Consider the following 21,855-nt stretch of genomic DNA (forward strand, 5'->3'; position numbering starts at 1 on the left):
TATAGTATATGGGCAACAAGAAATATCTTCCTCAATCATTCGTTATTCCCAGTGAACCAGCAAACCATAGACAGCCGGATGAAAACGGACCAATTCCACGTTGTTTGCCCTTTGTTCCATATAGGAAAGCAGTTCATCCGACGGAATCCGCTCATGAAGCGGCGGCCCCATTTCGCTTTCCACCGCTTCCCATTCGATCAACAGAAACCGCCCATTTGGCTTCATCACGCGACAAATTTCGTCTATAGCCGCGTCTTTTTGTTCCACTTCGTGAAAGACGAACGCCATGATCCCTTTGTCCACCGAATGAGAAGGCAAGGTAGTCGAGGTGACATCCGCCACCCGATATTCGATGTTGGTGATCGCTAGTTTCTCGGCTCGCTGTTTTAATAATTCAACCATTTCCGGCTGCACATCGACCGCATACACTTTTCCGTTTGTTGCCTGTGCGAGAGGAATCGTAAAATAGCCATTGCCGGCGCCAAGATCGACGACCGTGTCATCCGGTTTCACGGACAACATCGAAATCGCCTGTTGCGGGTCAATCCACTCTTTGCGCTTCGGATCGAGCAATCGATCCGCGTGTTCATACTGAAAACGGTGTCCTGCCATCTTTCTGCCTCCTTCATACCTGAAATGGTATCATACGAAAAACGAAAAAGAAAGCAGCTGGCAAAGAAGCGCCAAGCTGCCCGCTCACCGAACGGCATAACGGTTTGAACCGATTTCCATCTCCTGTTGTTCGTCTTCTATCGGATGCAGTTTTCCTATGTTGGTTTGCCAAATTTCCTTTCTTCTCAACGATGATTCGCTTGATTCCACAATGCCATAATGGCCTCCGGATCATACCCGAGCACCCAGCGGCCGTTCACCTCGATTTGCGGCACGCCCATTTGTCCGGTCGTTTCCACCAGTCTCCGCGCCGCTTCCGGATCGAGCTCGACATTCACTTCCTTAAACGGAATCCCTTGCGCGCGCAAAAAGTTTTTCGCCATCACACAATACGGGCATGTCGTTGTTGTATAAACAGTGACTTGTGCCATATTTTCCTCCCCCTCCTTAATTAGAAGGCCAATGTAATATCGGCGTCTTTCGCAAACTGCAGGAACGTCGCCGCCCCCGCCACCTCAATGCCATCGACGAATTGGTTTTTGTCAAGCCCCATAACATCCATCGTCATTTGGCAAGCGATCAGCTTCACCCCCATCTCCTGCGCCATTTGAAGCAATTCGGCAATCGATGGAATGTTCGCTTTTTGGAACCCTTGTTGAAAATGTTCTTTCCCTTCTGGAATCGGCAATTGTTTGTGCGCTTCTTTATGGATGAGATTCAACCCTTCAAACGTGAAAAACACGCCGACTTCTGCGTCTGCCGCCGCAGCGGCTGTCGCGATGTTGAACACTTTGTACGCATCAAACAATCCCCCGTTTGCTGCAATGATGGCCACTTTCATACGCGTAACCTCCTTATGTTTTTCGTTCATTATGTTTTATTGTCTGCCTCAAATTTATACACATATACACGTTTCGTCATATACATATACGTGTATGTGTATACCACGTAAATAATATTATCGAATTGTTTACCTTTTGTCAACAGAGAAATACGCATCCAATTCTTAAAAAAGAGAAAAAGCAGCAAAACAAAGGCTGCTTTTAAATGCAACATCAAACATAAGTTCATCCCCTTTTATCCGTGAGCCATACCGAGGACCTACCTATAAATATTTTACTTCTGCGTATTATTAAGGAAACGTCCGCCTGCCTTCTACTCCGAGTTATTAGCAAAAAACAGCTTTCGTCCAATCTTCTCATCAAAACCATTTTCCATCTTTAACATTATACCTTTCTCACGGTAAAAAATTTCCTTAAAAGCCATGGTCCTGGCGCAAACCCTAGCGCCAACTCCCATGCACCGACGCCTGCGATCTGAAATTGGCGGGCCAATTTCATTTTCTGTCCCATGCTTCTGACATCTTCAAACCATACCTCATGAATGTTGCCAAGTTCATCCGTATATCGAAAAAACGGCGATTCATATTGAAACGAATATTGAATCGGTGATTGGTAACGCATGGCGGTTGAAACCGCCTTTTGGTTGGAGAGAGCATCCGCCGACGTCCCGGGTTGGTATGGAATGATCCAATCGTATCCATATAACGGGAGTCCGAGCAAGATTTTTTTTCGAGGTACACGCTCGACGGCAAACTGAAGGGTCGATCTCACCTCACCAATTGGCGCAACGGGGCCAGGTTCACTTGTTAAATGATGCCAATCGTACGCCATAAGAAACATATAGTCGACGACAGCACCAATGCCGCCGTAATCGTACCCTCTTAGCCAAGGGATCTCCTCGCTCGTTTTCGCCGGAACGGCGATCGTCAAAACATATCCAGCCGGTCTTAATCGATCGCGCAGCTGGCGCAAAAATCCAGTAAACAAATCACGATCCTCACCGCGAACTTGTTCGAAATCGATATTGACGCCACCATAGCCTTTTCGTGACACTAAATAAAAGATGTTCTCAACCAAATTCGCCCTTGCTTCCGGATTGTTCAAAACTTGGCTCGCCAGTCTCGTACTAAATCCTTCCGATGTTAGGTTCGTCACGACCGCAATGGGTGTCACACGGTTTTGCCACGCTGTTTCAATCGCTGCAGCGTCATTCCGCATCGTAATAATATCGCCATTAGGCGCAAAGCGATATTCGAACAAGGCAATGTACGATGAATACGGAGCAAAATCCCGCACGAGCGCCCGATCTATGTCCGGTTCGCGGAGAGTGTAATACGCTAACGTTATGGCTTGATACCAGGAAATATCAGGAATATAAATTTTCATCCCTGGAAGCATTCTGTACGGATCCACCGTTGGATTGGCAACCCGCAACTGTTCGAGCGTCACAAACGCTTTCCGTGCAATGGCGCTTAACGTGTCTCCTGGCTGCACTGTATACGTATAGCTGGGAATAAGCAATGCCTGACCCGGAACAATATTCGTTTCAACTAAGCCGTTGACAAGACGGAGACGTTCCAACGGATAATCGTATCGCCTGCTGATGGAAAAAAGCGTATCGCCAGGCTGAACAGTATGGATAAACACCATCATCCCCCCATTGAATCACCAAAGATTCGGCACCAATACGATAAATATATATGTTTATGACCCGCAGATGCATCTTGTCTTGCCATCTTCTGCCCCATATATGTACATCGCCCCCATCATGGCACGTATAATGTCGTCGAATCATTTTTCCTTTTCATCAGATACTGCCCCCTTCTCTCTCCATCAAGCAAGTGAGGCCGTCTTATATCGCGAATCCCTTCTTGTATGTAATCGCCAATACATCCTGAGCATCAACTTGATTGAGCGAACGACGACAGTCAATGGCTGTTCTTTTATTTTTACTTGTGCGCTACTCTTACTCCGAAAACAGGGCAAAACAAAAAGCGGCAAACAAGCCGCTGTTACAGCAAGGTGAAAAAATAATATCCAAACAATCCGGTGATCAACAACAATAGAGAAGCTAAAAACCAAATTAACGGGCGCGACGGCCGGAACGTTTGTTCATTAATTTGTCTCGTCTTTATGACATAACTAACGGTGGAAAACACAATCGTGCAGACGGAAATGACCACTGCCAACGCTCCGATGAGCTGAACGAGAGATGTCGACAATGCGCTGGATGTTGTTTTTTCATGCAAGTTGATCACCAAGAAGGCAATCCCAATTACAGCGATCGAGGTGCGAATCCAAGCGAGAAACGTCCGTTCGTTCGCCAAGTGCTGCTGAATATATTTGGAGTCTTCTGTCGGTTGCTGTTTTGTCTCTTTCATCCATTATTTCCCCTTTTCTCAACTACTAACTTGCTTATTGGATCGATTCCATTTGGTCCACCATCCAATCATAACTCATCGGTCCGATCATTTTTTTTCGTATAATCCCTTTCGAATCAAGGAGATAGCTTGTCGGAATCGCTTGAGCCTGGTATTGGCGAGATACCTCTCTTTTTCATCAAGAACGACCGTAAACAAAATGCGCCCCTAAATAAATCACTATCATCGAATTCATCAACAAACGCATCGAAACATTTCGGCCATAGGCACGAAATATAATCACGATGGCAGCCGCCACTGCTCCAAGCATCACCCCCCGATCCCCGCCTGGCAAATACAACACCCCAAGCGGATTATGCCACAACGACGAAGGAACCATTACTACCGGGCTGATTTTCCAAACAACTACGTAAACGAACACGCCGTCTATTAACAATTGTTGTATGCATCTCCGCTGTTCGCTTGAACCCGTCCAGACAACACGCCAAAACAAATACCCCCCAGCGACCGCAGCCAGCCAAGTGAGCCAGCTCGTGCGAATAAGCAAAGGCCCCACAGCAATGACATCATTCATGTTCTGCACTCCCAACGTTGGATGCTCTCTAACTGAAAAAAAAATTCCACTTCATTCCTCTTCAAATAAATTTTATACAAATACCCCTATAGGTAGATTAAACCGTGAGCTAGACGTTGTCAACTCGTGGTGCTATATACCATGCAACATGAAGAGTTAACCTCTCCGTTATCCTGCACACCCTAAGCGCTGCAGCACTTCCTCCAAAGATCCTGCTCAATCTGCAAGCTGAGCCATGAGGGGGAGTTAGTTGCAGGATAAGGCAAATGTTAACTTTTCAATGAGCATGTATATAACTTAATTACATTGTATATATTCCTAGATCATATACCCATAGGGGGATTCCCCTGATCTTTTTGTTGCAAAAATCATGGGAAATTTATAAATCCGCCAGTATACTAAAAACGCCTTGCCGCTTTGGGCAAGGCGTCCTATTCATGACTGTTTGACGGCGGCGTACAACCGGTAGCCGCCATCAACATTTTTCGCTTGAAATCCGTGTGACCGTAAAATCCTTACGGCAATATACCCACGCAACCCTGCTTGGCATATTACATAAATCGTCTTTCCTTGCGGGAGTTCTTGCAGGCGTTCACGCAATTCGTCCAATGGAATGTGAATCGAACGGTGGATCATGCCACGCGCCGTTTCTTCCGCCGTGCGGACATCAATCAATATACCGCCTTCCTCCACAATCTTATCTATTTCATGCCACTGCACCGTCTCGACAAGTCCGTCCATCATATTCGAAGCGACATACCCTGCCATATTGACCGGATCCTTCGCCGAAGAAAACGGCGGGGCATACGCTAATTCCAAATCCGGTATATCCCGAACCGTTAATCCCCCTTTAATTGCGGTGGCAATGACATCGATCCGTTTGTCAGCCCCCTCTTTCCCGACCACCTGCGCACCATAAATACGGCCAGTCTCGCGGTCGAAAATCAGTTTGAATGTCATCGTCTCGGCGTTTGGATAATAACCGGCGTGGCTAGGCGGATGGATATGCACAACTTCATATGGAATATGAAGCGACCGCAGCGTTTTTTCGTTAAGCCCCGTCGCCGCAACCGCCAATTCAAATACTTTGGCAATCGATGTTCCCAACGTTCCACTGTACTTCACGTCATAGCCATGAATGTGGTCGGCGACAAGCCGCCCTTGCCGGTTGGCTGGCCAGGCGAGCGGCACAAACGTTTCAAAGCCGCGAATATAATGTCTCACTTCCACCGCATCCCCAATAGCGTAAATCGACGGGTCGGACGTCTGCAAATATTCATTCACTTTGATCGCACCGCGAACCCCTAATTCCAATCCCGCTTCCTTCGCCAGTCGATTCTCCGGCTCGACACCGATGGCCAAAATAATCATATCTGTTTCAATCACATGCCCGTTTGTCAAGACGACACGGCGGCCACGCGCTTCCAATGCCTGAACCCCATTTCCCAGCAAAAGCTCCACCCCATGCTCCCTCATGTGGCCATGAACAATGGCCGCCATTTCATAATCAATCGGCGCCATTACTTGATTGGCCCGCTCGACCAACGTCACATGGATGCCGCGATGTGTCAAATTTTCAGCCATTTCCACCCCAATAAACCCGCCGCCGACCACGACAGCGCGCCGCGGTTTTTGTTCGTCAATATACGCTTTGATGCGGTCTGTATCCGGCACCGTACGCAACGTAAACAACGCTTCCGCCTCTTCGATCCCTGGAATCGGCGGCACAATGGGCTTTGCTCCCGGCGATAAAATGAGAATATCGTATGTTTCTTCGTACTCTTCCCCTGTCTTTACATTCCGGACAGAAACAGTCTTGCGGTCGCGATGAATGGCAGTCACTTCGTTCAACGGACGGATATCAAGCCGAAACCGTTTTGACATCCCTTCCGCAGTTTGCACAAGAAGCTTGTTTCGCTCCTCAATCACTCCCCCGATATAATACGGCAACCCGCAGTTGGCAAACGAAATATATTCACCGCGCTCAAACAAAACAATGTGATCCTCTTCATTTAGCCGACGAAGGCGCGCAGCCGCCGTCGCTCCCCCTGCCACTCCGCCGACAATGACGATTTTTCTCATCTTCATCATCCTCCCTAAATAATGATGCAATTTCCCCATCCTCGTACATAGGCGAGTTGGGGAAACACCCTTGTAAAACATATACCCCTATATGTATAATAAAACCCATGGGGATGGAATGCAGTGATATTGATCACATTTTCCATCTTCCTAAAAAATGCTATTGGCGCCGCAACCATAGAATCGCGGCGCCGATCCGATCGATTCAATCCTTCATTGTCGGTGCAAAGCCAACAGCTGCAACACCGTCTGTTCTTTCGATCCACAGGCTGCGGTCTCAATTCGATGGACGATAGCCCCATTTTTCATAAATACAATGACATCGCCGACATCTGCCGCCACATCCATCATATGTGTCGAAAAAATAACGATCGTCCCCTCGTTTTTTCTCTGTTTCAATATATCGATAAACCGATCAACCCAAAACGGATCGAGACCGTTTGTCGGCTCATCAAGCAGCAATAATGACGGATTTCCTAATAACGCTTGGCCGAACAACAACCGTTGCCGCATTCCTTTTGATAAATGCTTGATCCATTCCATTTTTTGCGCTTCCAATCCTATGTCATGAAGCGTTTCTTCCACCTGTTCTCGCGTGACTTTTCGCAATGATGCATAAAACGAAAGAAATTCCCAAACGGTCACCATGGGCGGCACATGGAACTCATCCGGCATGTATCCGATGCGCGAAATGTATTGCTTTCGATTCATCCGCAAGGAAACACCGTGAAGTGTGACCGTTCCATCTGTCGGCAGCAAAATGCCTGCTAAAATTGAAAGAAGCGTGCTTTTCCCCGCTCCGTTTCCCCCGCATAAAACGATGCACTCCCCTTGATTCGCCTGAAAGGAAAGTGAAGACAACGCGGTTTTCTTCTTATACATTTTTGATACTTCCCTCACATCGAGTCCAATCATTGTTGTTTCCTCCTTGTTAACTTCCACGTTGCCATGAACCATAACACACATAGATAGCCAATAATATATACGATCAATATAAGCCCAAACCTTTTTTGCCATAAATGGATCAAGTGATCATAAGCTTGTCCGAAAATGGCGCTCCCCCCCAATTTGACCACAAACGCTACGCGCAATATCTCAGCCGGATTAAGAAGCGTCGCCGCTTGCAACAAAGGGACAATGAGCGGATAGGGAACGATGTTAAGCACAGCGATTAAAAACGTTGGCCAAATCAAAATGAACAAAAACCATACTCCGACCGATACGGTCAACGCTTGCCATCGAGTCGATGTAAACGCACCGACAGCCAGGCCAAACATCAGAAACAAGGCAATTAGGAATAATGAAAAATTATAGAGTGCAATCACCCATTCCACTGGCAATGAGATCCTAAAAAAAGAACTTAGTGCCACACTTAAACCAAAACTCAACGTAAACAAAGTCGTCTGCCCTAACCATTGTCCAAACCATTTTCCGGCCACATACATGGCCTGTGACAACGGGTACGTACATAACAGACGCCATTGTCCGTTTTCCATCTCTCCTGCGATCGCAAACGAACCGGAAATGAGCATAAACAGCGGCAAAAGATATAAGAGAATGCTCGCAATCGTTCCTGTGACATTCGTATATCCAGCAAAATCAGCATCGTTCCTGGCGATCAAAAACAACATCGACAATATAACGACCCATAACAAGACGAACGAATAGGAGAAATATTGGCGCATCACCATCCGCCATTCCATCCGTCCGATATTCCACATCCTTCTCTATCCTTTCATCAATGTTTGGCCATCCATCCGTGAAACAACTAAATCCAAACAATTTGATCCCACAACAAAATAGCTCTTTCAATCGACAGACAGGTAGACAAAAAGGCAACTAGCGGTCAGTTGCCCATATGGTCACCTTTTTGTTTCTCCATTTTCATATGTTCTTTTTTCATTTCCATCATCATCTCTTTATTTCGTTCCCACGTATGGCGATCCAGTTCGCTATACGTCAAAACCGTTCCACCATGTTGTTCGACAAATTTTTTTGCCTTATCTTCATCGTTAAAAGAGATCACATTGTATGCCATAGGGGTGTGAATCGTTTGATCGTATACATATGTCGCTTTCCTCGCCTCCATCCAATCATTCGTTTCATAATCGCGAACAAACGTGGCTTCGACTGTTTCGCTTTCATGTTCTTTCATCCATCGATACATGCACCCTATGTCATCGAACTTCAGCACTCTTCCATTTTTCAACACAAGTTCTGTCGCAAATTGGTTATTTCCTACCGCCATATGACAAACAGCACATTTATCATTTTTTTCATCAATCGCTACTGGTTCAACCTTTTGACTGCAACCAGTTATGACGACAACCATAAACACAAAAATCGCCAACCACATTTCTTTTGCTTTCATGACCGTTTCCTCCCTATTATGAATCCACTAAAGCTGCCAGTGATCATCACAGCACTCATCACATACAACAAGCTTGCCGGCCGGGAAGGACGATCCTTCCTTGCTGTCGGTTGCTCGATGAGCGGAGCGTCATCCGTCAACACTTGTTCATCAGAACTGCGCAACAACTTTTGCAAGACAATCATACCTGGTGACTGAAAAAACAATTGGTATTCCGGCACATCGATGGTAAGCGCTAGGAAAAACGGGTCGACTCGATACGGGAGGGCGCTGACTCCCGTGCCCGTTACATCTAACTTAGCCGCTGCATCCCAATAGTTACGGGCGATAGTATTGTCACGACTGCGAATGGCTTGTGCGTCATAGACATTGCCAATGAACGAATTGTCCGAAACACGATTGTTCGACGATTCGTTCCACTGCATGCCGATAAAATTGTGAGAAACATCATTCTCAATGAATTCGTTATGGCGCGCTTGCTCCACATAAATCCCGACTCGATTAGCCGCGATTCGGTTCTTTCGTATGATCGTTTCCGCCGCATCGTATAACAAAAGGCCTTGAGAGTGGACATTTCTCTCGTTTTGCACGAACGAATTTTGTTCAATGATTGTTTGTTCCGTCCCCATCACCATCGCTCCGGCGATATTTTTTTCAGAAATGTTGTTTCGCAGCGCAATGCCATTCGAAAACATGACATGAATGCCATAGCGGGCATTATAAATGTGATTGTCGCCTAATACGTTGTTATGGCTGTTTTCCATGTAAATGCCGTCTTTTATCTGATCGATTTCCGCATAACGGATCACGTTTTGCGTTGATTTCCATAGATCAATGCCGTTGCCGCTTTTCTTGCCTTGAACAGTGCAGTGGACAATGGTTGTATGATGCGCATGATCAAGCTTGATGCCTTGCTGATTTGTCAATACGCGCACACCGTCGATCGTATGGTCATGTCCGGTTACGTAAATCGCCGGCATATCAGGCACATCGCCACATTGCACCACACGAATATTTTTGAGCACAACATGCTGGCCGTATATCGCAACGACAGGAGACTTGCGGCACGAACGAATCGTCACCTCCCCAATCCCTTCCAACGTAAGTGGTTTCGATAATATGACCTCTTCATCATAGACGCCGCTTGATAGCCTCACCACTCCATACTCCGGCGCTTCATCGATGCGGGCTTGAACGGTTTCTTCCGCACGCGCCGACAACGGAAAGACAAGAAACAACAATAGAACAAGCGGCCAATGATCTGCATATCTCCTCATCGACTCACCCCCTTCTTGTGATACAATATCAAATAATGATGTGAACTTTTTGAAAACCGTTTGTCAATTTCTCAACATTCACGTCCCTTTTCCTAACGAAAAACATTTTTTATTGGCGCCGCAACTATAGAATCGCGGCGCCGATCCGACGTTTTCTGATCGAGGAAATACACACTCTTGCTTTCCAATTACTCTCCCCCGCTCTCCTTAATTGTTGAAGGAGGTTGGATGTATAATGATTATTTAGAACATAGTTTTGTTATAACAAATTATAGCCTCAATCCCCCTCGCTGACACAACAAGGCCGAAGCGTGAAACGTCCGGCAGCGCGCCGCTTTCTTGCCGATCCCGCCCCGCCCCATGGTGAAGAGGCTCTTCTAAGCATAATACAAGTGTAAAGGCGATCATCCCTCTCATCATACCGTGTCCGAAACTATGTTCCACCGATGCTTGCTGAACAGCCTGTTAAGCAACAAACAGGAGCGTCTTTCCCCGTAGATCCTGTCTTTCGTCAGGCACAAAAAAAAGGAAGATGTTCTCCATCTTCCTCAGCCAATCGGCGCTAGTCATTCAGCCCGTAATACGCACAGACGACACACCCGACAGCCTTCGCCGCAACGAGCAGCGCGTCTTCATCGATATCAAATTTCGGATGGTGGTTGAAATACGGTTGTTCCACACCTTTCGGGGTGCAACCGATATAAAAATAACAACCAGGGATTTTCTCCAAGTAGTACGCAAAATCATCTGACGGCGACATCATCGGATATTCGACGACTTCCCGAATATCGGGGTCGTTCGCCCGCATCAGGCTCTCTTTCACAAACGCCGTCACTTCCGGATCGTTGTATAGCGGCGGATAATCCGGAGTGAACGTCAACTCGCACGCCACGCCAAACTCCGTTTCAATCCCGTCCGCAATCCGGCGCAGCTCCGTTTCGATGACTTGCTTTGTTTCATTGGACATATAGCGGATATCCCCTTCTAACGTCACACGGTCCCGAATGACGTTAAACGTCCCCTTTCCGTCAAATGAACCGATCGTGATGACGCCCATATCAAACGGATTCAAGCGGCGGCTGACAATCGTTTGGGCCGCCGTGACAAAATGCGCCCCCGCCACAATCGCATCGTTCGCCTTATGGGGAGAAGAGCCATGGCCGCCGCGTCCTTGAATCTCCACCTTCAAATACGCTCGGCCCGCCATCGAATAGCCGCTATGATACCCGACCACCCCTGCGGGATGCATAGGAAGCAAGTGTATGCCAAAAATATGGTCAACATCATCCAGCACCCCGGATTCGACAATGCTTTTCGCCCCGCCCGGCGGCACCTCTTCGGCATGTTGGTGGATGATTTTAATCGTCCCGGGAATTTCCTCTTTTAATTGAATCAAGCAATCAGCCAACACTAACAAATACGCCGTATGCCCATCATGAGCACACGCGTGCATTACACCTTCGTTTTTCGATTGAAACGGCAGGCCGGTCTCTTCGACAATCGGAAGGGCATCGAAATCAGCGCGCAGGGCGATCGTTTTGCCCGGTTTTCCGCCCTTGATGGTGACGACAATCCCATAGCCGTTGCCGACATTCGACTGAACGGCCACGTCTTTGCCTTTATAAAAATCCAATATGTACTGCGCCGTTTGTTGTTCTTGAAAAGATAGTTCAGGATGTTCATGCAAGTGGCGGCGAATGCGAATCATTTCTTCTTTCCGTTCTTTAAGCATCGCCATGAGTGTTTGCTTCATTGTTGATCACCTCACATCTCATTCCATACCCTAAAATCCGCAGGCAAACGGACGCTTTTCCGATTCCACAACGGGCGGCTCTTCACCCCGGCATTTGCACAACGACAAAAGCGGGGATCGCCTACCGCTTGCCCTCACACCATTTCTTTTTCACTACCCGCTATATTTCCCCCTTCCGCTTTGTTCTATGTAACGAAACAACCGCGGCCTCTCCCCCCTTTGGTCATCGCCATCCGCCCACGGTCCACACAAGAAAGGGTGGCCCTTACTAATAGCCTATCATACCATTCAAATGTCGAACAAGATTGCCGCATCCGGCCTGGGCGAGGGATCCCTGGCGAAACACAGCGGTAGGAGAAAGGGCTACGTTGCGAAAAGAGGGATTCGTCCCGTTTTTCAAATCGGAAGGATCCTGACTGAGCCGGCTCTCCTTCTTGGCCAGACACTGCCGGTTTAGGCCAAACACTCGTTTTTCCTCCGTCTTCTGAAAGCCGGTGAAAACTGGTGGGGCGTGGCCAGCGCCACTTTTTGCCCCCCAATGAACCCCCCATCTGTTAAATTCAAAAGGGAAAAACAACTGCCTTCTTCCCTTAGTTGCGTAAAAACGTGCAAGATAATTGATGATTTAGAACATCGTTTTGTTTTAGAAGTATATCATGTTTCCCACGGAAACACGTCACTCGCCCGGCAAAAAATGCGGTACGAAACGCCAGGCTGACGGCGGCGCGCCGCCTTGGAACCGATGCGCGTCGTTTCGATCATCTCCTCCCAAAACGACAACCGGGTGCGGAGACGTTCGATCATTTTGCGGATTGCCGCTTCCGTCACCCCGCGTTCCAAAAAGGAAAAAAACAGCGTTTCGCGAATCTCTTCCCCTGTCAGCGGCCGTTCGCTATGCAGCAACAATGCGAGCAAGTAAAACGAGGCATAATCCAGCGTCATCCACTTGCCGCCCTCATAGCGAACAAGCAGCCCATCGCCGTCACTGATCAACAGTTGCACTTCACGCGGAAGGCATTTTTCCTGCTCAGCGAAATACCGTTCTTCCGCCACAATGTCTCTGCCGTCTGGCGTCACGATGCAATACAGCGCCCGCGCAAAATCTTCCGCCCGCTGCAACAAAATTTCACCGCGGTAGCGTTCAACGAGCTCCTCATCATACGAGCTGTCTTCCATCTCTTCAATTTTCTTCAGCGCCTTCGATGCCAGCAAAATTCCGCAATTGGCAAGAAGCATGTAGCTAATCAGCTGTTGCGTGTCCGTCAATTTTCCGCCTCTCTCATCCGAAAGCGCACGTTCAAAATGGAACGCCGCTTTCCCGTACTGGGCTTCGGCATAATAAACGTGAGCAAGACGATAGTTGGCAATCGCATGATCGGGACGATACCTTAACGCCTTTTGCAAGTACACTTTCGCCTGCTTCGGGTCGGGGCGGGACATTTTGAAATATTCGCCGACATACACGTACAACGAGACGAGCTGCTCTTCAATCTTTCTTCTTTTTTCCCGATCTTTTTCTTTTTTCCATTCCTCACACAGCTGCCGCTCCCGTTTATGCGGAAAAATTTCCTTCTCTATCATTCGTTCTCTCTCCTTCCCCTGTGACAGGCTGTCACAATGTGATTGCTATAGTTTGTATTGTAACGAAAACGAGAGGAGATGGATAGAATGGAAAAACACATGAAATGGATGATTCGTCACGGTTTTCTTCCAGGAGGAGAAACAGGCATTACAGGGCAATGGCTCGGACAAACGCTCGCCAATCTCATTCGGCAAGGACAGTCATGGGAACAGCTTTCTGAACAACAGTGGATGGACGTCCTCGCCCATGCGGCAAAACAAATCGACACTTACTTCGACGTCCCGGGCCGGGAATCGCTCATCGACCCGACGGCAAACGAATTGCCGCTCATTCAAATCGACCCGTATGTCCGCGGCATCGTCCGCTGGCTGAACATGATGCATATGTACACCATTTGCAGCTGCGACGGGGAAGGAAAACGGCCAGCCGTCATTTACTTCCTTGACGACTTATCCGCCGAACAGCGGACGATCATCCGCGCCTGCGCGCCAAAACGGGTCAAGGTTCACTTCAGCGAACGCCATCCGAGATACGCCAAACTTTCTTTGCACTACAATCCCGACCACATCGACGACTTGCTCGTTATGGCCGAGCGGCTGTATGATGTGTGGCGCAACCCGGACAGGCTGTTGGACTACCGCCTTGAGACGTTCCAACAACGGCTGCTTCCTTTATTGGCCATTAACGGGCCAAGCGGACGGGAACGATCCATCCGTGCGCACCTTCAGCGAATGCTCCGGAAAAAAACAGATGAACTGACGGTCGACCCGTACGGCAACTTGCTCGCCATCGTCCGGCGCGGAGACGGTCCAACGATTTTGCTTTCCGCCCATCTGGATACCGTCCGTCCGTTTCCGCTTCAGCGCACTATCGTGCACAAAGGAACAACATGGCGGGCTTCATCAGGGATCTTGGGAGCGGACGATCGTGCAGGCATAGCGGTCATCTTGGAACTGCTCGATTCCGTCCCCTGCTCCCGCTTCAGCGGAACACTGAAAATCGCCTTTACCGTTGAAGAAGAAATCGGCTGCCTCGGCTCGCGCCATCTCGATCCGGACTTTTTGCGCGATGTCGACGCCGCCATCGTCGTCGACCGCCGCGGCACCCGCGACATCGTCACCTCTAACGGCGGCACGCCGTTTTGCCCGGACGAATACGGGCGATTGTTCGAACAGGCCGGAGCGCTCGCCGGCATGCCCGACTGGAGAACAACCGCCGGCGGGGTCAGCGATGCGAAAGTATTCGCCTCTTTCGGCATCCCGTCCGTCAATTTGTCCGTCGGCTACGAAAACGAACATACGGAAGATGAATCGCTCAACGTTCGGGCAACGCTTGAAACGGTGATGCTGCTTGAGAAGGTGTTCGACGAAAACTTGTTAACTTCGTTCGTCCAAACCGAAGTCATCCGGCCAAGCTAAAAACGCATCCGCCAATATACATGGAAGAAAAAGCAGCCGCATGGCGTCGGCGAGCGGCTGTTTTTTTATTTCCCTGTTTACGTTCCTGTTTCCCTTTTCGGCTAAGTCCCCCAAAGAACCGTCAACTCTCTTCTTTGGATAGATCAACCAATCGGGCAATCTCCTTGACTATCATTCCTTTCCGCGCCATGTTATGGGACAGTCTCTTCATTCCTTCTTGATCCCCCTCCTCTATTTTATCCATATAAAACTCACAATCCCAACATCCTCCTTTTCCCTTCGTTTTTATTGCCTTCACCCCGCTTCGGAGTTGTTACTCTTCTTTCTCCGACAACGTCACATACGTTTCAAAAATCTCAACAACAACCACAACTCATCTATATAAATGCTCATTGAACAATTCACATTTGCCTTCTTCCGCAACTCACTTCTTTCCCATGGATCAGCTTGCCGATTGAGCCCACATGTTCTTTGTAGGAAGTACTGAAGCGCTTAAGGAACGAAGAGGTTAACTCTCCATGTTGCATGTATATAGTTCCAATCGAACTAACATGCACAAAAACTTTTTTAGTTCGACTTGCTTATTTTTAGTATCTCCCTTTTGGCTAAGTAAACAACATATCAGCAACCAAATTGTCGCGGCGAAATATCATTTCATTAAGTTTACCAATACGACTCAACGGTGAAAAAGTAGAAGTGAAGAACATTGTCAAACAGAATATTGCACCGCTTTATCTATAAAAACGCAAATCACCTTATCCAAAAAATGATGATTCTAAAGGAGAAGTAAAAAAGCCATAACTAGTAATTTGTAACATGTGATAATATATTTTTAAAAAGATAAGCTATTTTTGATATGCGAAGATGGGGGAGAGTTTTATGGATGAAAAGGATTGGATCATCTTAAAAACTATATACGAGGATCGCAACATTACCAAGGCATCGGAGCGGCTGTACATCTCTCAACCATCCTTAACTTATAGAATTAAACAGCTAGAAAAAGAATTCGGTGTCAAGATACTCTCTAGAGGAAAAAAGGGAGTGGAATTTACTGAACATGGTGAGTACTTAGTACAATATGCGAGCAATATGCTGTCTCTTCTCGAAAGAATAAAAGAGCAATTAAGTAATATGAACGATAAAGTAAAAGGGACGCTAAAGTTGGCTGCATCACGAATTTACGCACGTTATGAACTTCCCGGTATATTATCTCTATTCTTAAAAAGATACCCAGATATTGATATTCAACTCAAAACCGGCTTTAGTTCGGAGGTTTATCAAATGTTGCATAAGGAGGAAGTACATGTAGGTATAGTAAGGGGAAACCATGACTGGGATGGACCTAAGATTTTAATTAGTGAAGAAAAAATTTACGTTGTATCGAAATACCGTATTGATCTTTCTAACCTACCTGCTATACCTAGGGTGAATTATACAACTGATCCCTCATTAAAAAGTATCATAGACTCTTGGTGGAAAGAAATATTTGATATCCCCCCAAATATCACCATGGAAGTTGATCTTATCGATACTTGCAGGGAAATGGTGATTCACGGTCTAGGGTATGCTATTCTGCCAGGTATATGCTTAAAAGGTTTAGACAATTTATACAAATACGAGATCACATCAAAAGACGGAAGTCCAATTTATAGGAGAACATGGCTTATCTTCCGAAACTCAACATTAGACTTATCTAAAGTCAGCGCCTTCGTCGATTTTGTTCAAACTAACTATAAACAGCCGGCTAGGGAGCATAACTGATACGTCTATACAGATGTAACGGAAAAATTTAACATATCCTTGACGAAAAAGCCGCTTATCTATTTTTTTCGGCTGACGAAGGTGAGCCTGTGGCCTGCCTTCGTCACGTTAAGACGTGACGGAAGACCAATCCCCTAAACAGGTCTGGCGGTGTTGTTCAGTCGCCCAACAGTCGGTCCGATCACTCTGTAAACACTACAAATGTTAAAGCTTTAAACTGTATCGATATACCGCAGAGAAAAATTCATTTAAAGTAATATGATCTCGGAAAGCTGTTTTCCATTTTATATGCTTGACATCTTCCAAAATGGCAAATAGGGGAAGTCATAAAGGAAGTTATAAACTCAAACGCGAGGAGGAAAATTCCTCCTCGCTCAGAAACTGTTCACCCTTTGGATATATGTAATAATCTCTTTACTTACTTCTTCGGTAGAGGAATTCCCCCCTAAATCTGGAGTCTTTTTATCTCCACAATCCAAATAATTCCATATAGCTTTGTATAGCAAACCCGATACCTGCACCAACTGTGGATCATTGTGCTTTCTCCCCAGCCAATTAATTAGCATCTGAGCGGATAATATTTCCGCTACGGGATTAGCAATCCCTTTGCCTGCGATAGAGGGAGCCGAGCCGTGAACAGCCTGCGCGACAGCAAAATGATCTCCTTCGTTTAGGCTAGGGGCCACTCCTAGCCCCCCGACAAGCCCGGCTGCCAAATCTGAAAGAATATCCCCAAACATATTAGTAGTAACAATAACGTCATATTTTTCGGGATGAAGGACTAAATACATTGCAAAAGCATCAACATGATGGTCATCCGTAAAAATATGCGGATATTGTTCGCTTATCTTATAACATTCCTCTAAAAACAAACCGCATCCCTTCTTTAATACATTGGCTTTATGAACAATGGATACGCGTTTTTTATTCCCTCTCTCTTCAGCTAATCGAAACGCTGCCTTAGCAACGTTTCTACTCGCTTGACGTGTGACGAGTCTTAGAGAAATGACAGTATCGTTGTCAATCTTGAATTCCCCAGGTCCCTCTAGCATATTTCTGTCTGCATACATGCCTTCCGTATTTTCACGAACAATAACCATATCGATGTTTCCATACTTGCATTGACTGATTGGAATAGATCGAACAGGCCTGATATTAGCATATAAGTTAAATCTTTTTCGTATTTCTGCACTGGGGTTGGGCATACTTTCACCTTTGTATAGGTGAGTGGATAGCGGGCCCAAAATCAATCCATGGCAGCTGTCTAGTCGACTGCTTGTTGTGTCAGGGAGTGTAGTTCCATACGTTTCATAAGCTTGTAGTCCTGCCTCAAGCTTAACCCATTCAAATAGCCTGCAGTTTATTTTCCGCTCTATCTCTTCTATGACCCTGACCGTTTCTCCTACAACCTCCGGGCCAATACCATCCCCTTCTATAACAGCTATTTTGTACATGATTCTCCGTCCTCTCTAACCCATTAAAAATCCATTTTACCCGGAAGCCAAAGCGATAAACCTGGAAACAGGATAACAATCACTAGATACAACAACATTAGTACAATAAAAATCGCACTCCCTTTGAATACTTCGCTTAATTTCTCCTTAGCTATCCCACTAATAACAAACAAGTTCAAGCCTACAGGCGGGGTGATTTGAGCTACTTCCATATTTATAATCATCGCTATCGCAAAATGATACGGGTCAATATTTAACATCTTCATAATTGGGAGCAATAAAGGTAATGTAATCAACATAATCGAAGAAGATTCTAGGAACATTCCCAGTATCAAAAATAGAATTGCGGTAGCGACAAAAAAGATGGTTTTGCTCAAAAATTCCCCCGAAACTAATAGAGAGGCAATCGTTTGCGGGATTTGCTCTTGGGTCATGTACAACGAAAAAACACTGGCACCCGATATGATAAACATAATCATTGCACTGACCCCTATAGTATCCTTCAAAATAGCATGCCAGTCTTTCCAAGAGGTCTCACGATAAACAAACAACGAGACAATTAGTGAGTATACACATGCGATAACTGATGCCTCCGACGGCGTAGTAGCACCACTATAAATACACAATAGAATTAAAATAGGTAAAAATACTCCCCACGAAGCCTTGCGTAATGAACTCCATCTTTCATTCCATGATGCCTTTTCAGCACCACCGTATCCTTTGAGACGGGCATAAAAGATCGAATATGCAACTAGCACAAGGGTAAGAACGATACCAGGTACAATTCCCGCTATAAACAACTTACCGATAGATTGCTCGGTTACAATTCCATAAACAATAAGTGGGATGCTAGGCGGGATCAGTATCCCTAATGTCCCAGAAGCAGCTACTAGCCCCATTGCGTATCTTTTGTTGTAACCAGCCTCCACCATAGCCGGGATCATGATAGAACCTACTGCGGCAGCGGTAGCTGGACTTGACCCACTAATGGCTGCAAAAAATGCACAGGCTAGAATCGTTACAACGGATAACCCACCGGATATGTGCCCTATCCACGCTCTCAACGCATCAATAAGATACTTCGATATCCCACCTTTAGCCATAATCGCACCGGCAAATACAAATCCGGGAATGGCAATCAATGTTGTAGAATTTATGGATGTAAACATTTTATGAGGAATGGTCCAAATATTAAACATACCCGACAGAGAAAACATAATAACAGACGCTACCGTTAAAGCCAACGCTATAGGAATTCTAAGCAAAATTAATACAGTAAAGAGACTAAAAAGCATTGCGGTATTCATCTAAACTCTCCTTTCCTAAACCTAAGTGATGATCCCCCTGGTGAATACTCATTCTCTCTTTTCGCACCTCATTTAGTTGACCAATAAAACGAACCGTCAATAATAGCCCTGAAAATGGTATAACCATATAGTATATCCACATCGGCACTCCGGTTTCCATAGATAATTGTCCTGTTCGCCATGTCTGTAAAACGATCATAGTTCCTCCTATCGTATAAAACAAACAGAACAATATCCCAATAACTCCGGCAAAATAGTCTATTACCTTACGCAGAGACTTAGGAACAATAACATAAAACAAATCCACGCAAATATGGTGTTTATCTCTTAAAGCTACAGAAAGACCTAATAAGATTCCCCAGGTTACCATAACTGTAGAAACTTCCGTAGTCCACGTAGTTGGAGAGTTAAAAATATATCTCATAATAACCTCAAACACTATGAGACAAAGTCCAACTATTAAAAATAAGCCGGCTAGTATATCCTCGATTAACGAATAAACTTTTTTCACTTTGCCCATTATCCCATCCTCCTACTAGTATTTAGGTTTCTAAAGAGGCTAAGCTCTTTAGAAACCTAACTTCTATCATTAATTTTGACTAGTCTCTTGGGCTTTTTGCAGAACCTCTGGGTCGATCTCCTTGCTCCACTTATCAAATACTGGTTGCAAAACATCCGTAAACTTTTGGCGTTCTCCATCTGTTAGATTATGAATTTTTATTTTTCCCTCTTTTTCCATTTGATCCAAGGCTTCTTTTTCTAGTTTGGCCTCTAATTCACGCCCTATCTCAGCCGAAGTCTTGGCAGCCTCCATAAACAACTCCTTTGTTTTTGCGTCAAGTTTATCCCACCAGGTTTTACTCGCCACTAGAATATACTCAGAACGTGCATGGCCGCTTAAAGTTAAGTATTTTTGTACTTCCGGATATCGCTGGGTTTGAATATTCACCAAACTATTTTCCTGTCCGTCCACTGTTCCTAATTGCAATGCTTGATATGTTTCATTAAAAGCGATTTTAGCCGATGAAGCTCCTAATGCTGCATACACCTCATTAATAATTGTTCCTCCATGGGTGCGAATTTTCAGACCCTTGAGGTCAGCTGGATCATCGATCTCAACCTTATTGTTCGTGATATGTTTGAAACCGTTCGGCCAGAACCCTAAACCGATCATCCCATATTGGTCTAACTTATCTAATAGTTTTTTTCCACCTTCCCCATCTTCAAAACTATATAATGCTTGACTGTCTTTAAACACAAACGGCAGATCGAAAATTTCGAACGACTTCTCAAATCCGCTTAATTTGGCAGATGACGGCGCTATAATTTGGACGTTATTTGCTTGCAGGGCCTCAATTTCATTATCATCACCGTATAATTGCCCAGATGGAAAGACTTTTACCTGAATTGCCCCATTACTTTTGGACTCAACAACTTCCTTAAATTTCAATGCCGCTTGGCCCTTTGGCGTGTTTTCGGCTGCCACATGCGAGAACATAACTGTCATCTTTGGATAACCATTGCCACCCTTTTTTGCGTTGTCGGACGAGCTATTACTACTGTTACTAGACGAACACCCAAACAACAAAGCGCTCAATAAGGCAATAAACAGAATTAGACAGGTAGGTTTCAAGATCAGTTTTCTTCTCATTTTCCTCGATTCCCCCTTGGAATTATTTTCAAATATAATGATAGCGTTTTCTAAAAATTCACCACTCCTCCCAAAAAAAACTTTTCTGACTGTTCTGTCTTTAATTATACAAAATCGTTAGACATAGATTAAATATATAATTTTTATGTAACATCATAAAAAATATTAATGTTCACATTTCCTTAGGAAATGATTGATCATTTATACGACATTGCCTTGCCAAATGGCCTTTGCTACTTAAGTTCTCAAGCATCCACATAGATATAACCAAACGCTAGAGAAGCATTTGCTCTATAAAAAATATCAGCTACGGTCATCCACTTTGATAAAAGACTTATCTCCAAATACCATCAGGGCATGAAAGCTCTAAATACCCCAATAGAAGAATTAAGTTAACGCTTTTTAGTCAAATTTAACAATTTAATCCGCAAGTATCGTTCCTTCTAACAGAAATGTTTTCCTTAACCTTTCTCATGCATTAAGGGTTTATTCTCGAAATCCTTGCAAAAAGTCCTCCCCGCAATCAGGGAATAGAAATACCCGAAAGAGTATAATCCCCTCCGAAATAACCTCTAGTTATCCCTCACCCTGTTGCCTTAATTCCATAATTCGTATCCAATAAACAAAAAACATCCATGAGTAAGCTTTTACTCGCCACCCAAGTGTAAATTAGCACATTATTTCAGAATCACTTTTTCAAATTATTTCAGATGGATTCTGAAATAATGTGCAAAATTTTTGCGGATTGTTCCGGATTTTGCACATTCTTTCGGAACGTTTGCACGCTCTT

The 21,855-nt window shown here is 45.5% G+C and carries 19 protein-coding genes; 2 read left to right on the top strand and 17 right to left on the bottom strand.

Features of this window, described 5'->3' with window-relative positions; translation table 11 throughout:
• Nucleotides 1-42: 42 nt before the first annotated feature.
• The 13 genes from ACTVDO_RS15165 to ACTVDO_RS15225 all read right to left on the bottom strand — a co-directional run bounded on the left by ACTVDO_RS15165 (nt 43) and on the right by ACTVDO_RS15225 (nt 13,473).
• Complete coding sequence (locus ACTVDO_RS15165; RefSeq protein ID WP_442901795.1) at nt 43-612, bottom strand: class I SAM-dependent methyltransferase; 570 nt, start codon at nt 610-612, stop codon at nt 43-45.
• A gap of 185 nt (nt 613-797) precedes the next feature.
• The gene (locus tag ACTVDO_RS15170) at nt 798-1,043 is read right to left on the bottom strand and encodes a glutaredoxin family protein (RefSeq protein ID WP_020960185.1); all 246 of its coding nucleotides are present in this window, start codon (nt 1,041-1,043) and stop codon (nt 798-800) included.
• 20 nt (nt 1,044-1,063) lie between these two features.
• Nucleotides 1,064-1,453 (bottom strand): DsrE/DsrF/DrsH-like family protein, encoded by a 390-nt coding sequence (locus tag ACTVDO_RS15175; protein WP_020960186.1) that lies wholly within the window; start codon nt 1,451-1,453, stop codon nt 1,064-1,066.
• Nucleotides 1,454-1,838: 385 nt separating this feature from the next.
• On the bottom strand, nt 1,839-3,101 hold the full coding sequence (locus ACTVDO_RS15180) for a glycosyl hydrolase family 18 protein (RefSeq protein ID WP_442901805.1): 1,263 nt from the start codon (nt 3,099-3,101) through the stop codon (nt 1,839-1,841).
• A 365-nt stretch (nt 3,102-3,466) separates the two neighbouring features.
• Nucleotides 3,467-3,835 (bottom strand): YidH family protein, encoded by a 369-nt coding sequence (locus tag ACTVDO_RS15185; protein ID WP_442901796.1) that lies wholly within the window; start codon nt 3,833-3,835, stop codon nt 3,467-3,469.
• Nucleotides 3,836-4,013: 178 nt separating this feature from the next.
• Complete coding sequence (locus ACTVDO_RS15190) at nt 4,014-4,409, bottom strand: hypothetical protein (RefSeq protein WP_442901797.1); 396 nt, start codon at nt 4,407-4,409, stop codon at nt 4,014-4,016.
• A gap of 435 nt (nt 4,410-4,844) precedes the next feature.
• Complete coding sequence (gene cdr, locus ACTVDO_RS15195; protein WP_020960192.1) at nt 4,845-6,491, bottom strand: CoA-disulfide reductase; 1,647 nt, start codon at nt 6,489-6,491, stop codon at nt 4,845-4,847.
• Nucleotides 6,492-6,704: 213 nt separating this feature from the next.
• The gene (locus tag ACTVDO_RS15200; protein ID WP_442901798.1) at nt 6,705-7,406 is read right to left on the bottom strand and encodes an ABC transporter ATP-binding protein; all 702 of its coding nucleotides are present in this window, start codon (nt 7,404-7,406) and stop codon (nt 6,705-6,707) included.
• Nucleotides 7,403-8,212 (bottom strand): ABC transporter permease, encoded by an 810-nt coding sequence (locus ACTVDO_RS15205; protein WP_442901799.1) that lies wholly within the window; start codon nt 8,210-8,212, stop codon nt 7,403-7,405. Before ACTVDO_RS15205 ends, ACTVDO_RS15200 begins: the two co-directional genes overlap by 4 nt.
• 125 nt (nt 8,213-8,337) lie before the next feature.
• Complete coding sequence (locus tag ACTVDO_RS15210; RefSeq protein WP_442901800.1) at nt 8,338-8,862, bottom strand: nitrous oxide reductase accessory protein NosL; 525 nt, start codon at nt 8,860-8,862, stop codon at nt 8,338-8,340.
• Complete coding sequence (locus ACTVDO_RS15215) at nt 8,859-10,139, bottom strand: right-handed parallel beta-helix repeat-containing protein (protein WP_442901801.1); 1,281 nt, start codon at nt 10,137-10,139, stop codon at nt 8,859-8,861. The genes ACTVDO_RS15210 and ACTVDO_RS15215 overlap by 4 nt, the downstream gene beginning before the upstream one ends.
• A gap of 562 nt (nt 10,140-10,701) precedes the next feature.
• Nucleotides 10,702-11,892, bottom strand: coding sequence for a M20 family metallopeptidase (locus ACTVDO_RS15220; RefSeq protein WP_020960197.1), 1,191 nt, complete (start codon nt 11,890-11,892; stop codon nt 10,702-10,704).
• Nucleotides 11,893-12,546: 654 nt separating this feature from the next.
• Nucleotides 12,547-13,473: a tetratricopeptide repeat protein gene (locus ACTVDO_RS15225; RefSeq protein WP_442901802.1), complete on the bottom strand. Its 927-nt coding sequence runs from the start codon at nt 13,471-13,473 to the stop codon at nt 12,547-12,549.
• An 87-nt stretch (nt 13,474-13,560) separates the two neighbouring features.
• On the opposite strand from ACTVDO_RS15225, the gene ACTVDO_RS15230 reads away from it, so the two are divergent.
• Both ACTVDO_RS15230 and ACTVDO_RS15235 read left to right on the top strand, forming a co-directional pair.
• Entirely contained in the window at nt 13,561-14,892 is a 1,332-nt protein-coding gene (locus tag ACTVDO_RS15230; protein WP_442901803.1) for a M20/M25/M40 family metallo-hydrolase, read from the top strand.
• An 879-nt stretch (nt 14,893-15,771) separates the two neighbouring features.
• Nucleotides 15,772-16,653: a LysR family transcriptional regulator gene (locus tag ACTVDO_RS15235; protein WP_020960201.1), complete on the top strand. Its 882-nt coding sequence runs from the start codon at nt 15,772-15,774 to the stop codon at nt 16,651-16,653.
• Between the two features lie 374 nt (nt 16,654-17,027).
• On the opposite strand, the gene ACTVDO_RS15240 is transcribed toward ACTVDO_RS15235, so the two are convergent.
• The 4 genes from ACTVDO_RS15240 to ACTVDO_RS15255 all read right to left on the bottom strand — a co-directional run bounded on the left by ACTVDO_RS15240 (nt 17,028) and on the right by ACTVDO_RS15255 (nt 21,065).
• On the bottom strand, nt 17,028-18,107 hold the full coding sequence (locus tag ACTVDO_RS15240) for an isocitrate/isopropylmalate dehydrogenase family protein (protein ID WP_442901804.1): 1,080 nt from the start codon (nt 18,105-18,107) through the stop codon (nt 17,028-17,030).
• A 23-nt stretch (nt 18,108-18,130) separates the two neighbouring features.
• Complete coding sequence (locus ACTVDO_RS15245) at nt 18,131-19,414, bottom strand: TRAP transporter large permease (RefSeq protein WP_020960204.1); 1,284 nt, start codon at nt 19,412-19,414, stop codon at nt 18,131-18,133.
• A complete protein-coding gene (locus ACTVDO_RS15250; protein ID WP_020960205.1) occupies nt 19,392-19,934 on the bottom strand; it encodes a TRAP transporter small permease in 543 nt (180 codons plus the stop codon). The genes ACTVDO_RS15245 and ACTVDO_RS15250 overlap by 23 nt, the downstream gene beginning before the upstream one ends.
• 69 nt (nt 19,935-20,003) lie before the next feature.
• Nucleotides 20,004-21,065, bottom strand: coding sequence for a DctP family TRAP transporter solute-binding subunit (locus tag ACTVDO_RS15255; protein ID WP_020960206.1), 1,062 nt, complete (start codon nt 21,063-21,065; stop codon nt 20,004-20,006).
• Nucleotides 21,066-21,855: the final 790 nt, after the last annotated feature.

It is taken from the genome of Geobacillus sp. BK01 (assembly GCF_052220245.1).
Taxonomy (GTDB): Bacteria; Bacillota; Bacilli; order Bacillales; family Anoxybacillaceae; genus Geobacillus.

Bases quoted from the DNA above. Each gene is read 5' to 3' on its own strand.
- ACTVDO_RS15165 (WP_442901795.1), bottom strand. From the start codon at position 612: ATGGCAGGACACCGTTTTCAGTATGAACACGCGGATCGATTGCTCGAT.
- ACTVDO_RS15170 (WP_020960185.1), bottom strand. From the start codon at position 1,043: ATGGCACAAGTCACTGTTTATACAACAACGACATGCCCGTATTGTGTG.
- ACTVDO_RS15175 (WP_020960186.1), bottom strand. From the start codon at position 1,453: ATGAAAGTGGCCATCATTGCAGCAAACGGGGGATTGTTTGATGCGTAC.
- ACTVDO_RS15185 (WP_442901796.1), bottom strand. From the start codon at position 3,835: ATGAAAGAGACAAAACAGCAACCGACAGAAGACTCCAAATATATTCAG.
- ACTVDO_RS15190 (WP_442901797.1), bottom strand. From the start codon at position 4,409: ATGAATGATGTCATTGCTGTGGGGCCTTTGCTTATTCGCACGAGCTGG.
- cdr (WP_020960192.1), bottom strand. From the start codon at position 6,491: ATGAGAAAAATCGTCATTGTCGGCGGAGTGGCAGGGGGAGCGACGGCG.
- ACTVDO_RS15200 (WP_442901798.1), bottom strand. From the start codon at position 7,406: ATGATTGGACTCGATGTGAGGGAAGTATCAAAAATGTATAAGAAGAAA.
- ACTVDO_RS15205 (WP_442901799.1), bottom strand. From the start codon at position 8,212: ATGTGGAATATCGGACGGATGGAATGGCGGATGGTGATGCGCCAATAT.
- ACTVDO_RS15210 (WP_442901800.1), bottom strand. From the start codon at position 8,862: ATGAAAGCAAAAGAAATGTGGTTGGCGATTTTTGTGTTTATGGTTGTC.
- ACTVDO_RS15215 (WP_442901801.1), bottom strand. From the start codon at position 10,139: ATGAGGAGATATGCAGATCATTGGCCGCTTGTTCTATTGTTGTTTCTT.
- ACTVDO_RS15220 (WP_020960197.1), bottom strand. From the start codon at position 11,892: ATGAAGCAAACACTCATGGCGATGCTTAAAGAACGGAAAGAAGAAATG.
- ACTVDO_RS15225 (WP_442901802.1), bottom strand. From the start codon at position 13,473: ATGATAGAGAAGGAAATTTTTCCGCATAAACGGGAGCGGCAGCTGTGT.
- ACTVDO_RS15230 (WP_442901803.1), top strand. From the start codon at position 13,561: ATGGAAAAACACATGAAATGGATGATTCGTCACGGTTTTCTTCCAGGA.
- ACTVDO_RS15235 (WP_020960201.1), top strand. From the start codon at position 15,772: ATGGATGAAAAGGATTGGATCATCTTAAAAACTATATACGAGGATCGC.
- ACTVDO_RS15240 (WP_442901804.1), bottom strand. From the start codon at position 18,107: ATGTACAAAATAGCTGTTATAGAAGGGGATGGTATTGGCCCGGAGGTT.
- ACTVDO_RS15245 (WP_020960204.1), bottom strand. From the start codon at position 19,414: ATGAATACCGCAATGCTTTTTAGTCTCTTTACTGTATTAATTTTGCTT.
- ACTVDO_RS15250 (WP_020960205.1), bottom strand. From the start codon at position 19,934: ATGGGCAAAGTGAAAAAAGTTTATTCGTTAATCGAGGATATACTAGCC.
- ACTVDO_RS15255 (WP_020960206.1), bottom strand. From the start codon at position 21,065: ATGAGAAGAAAACTGATCTTGAAACCTACCTGTCTAATTCTGTTTATT.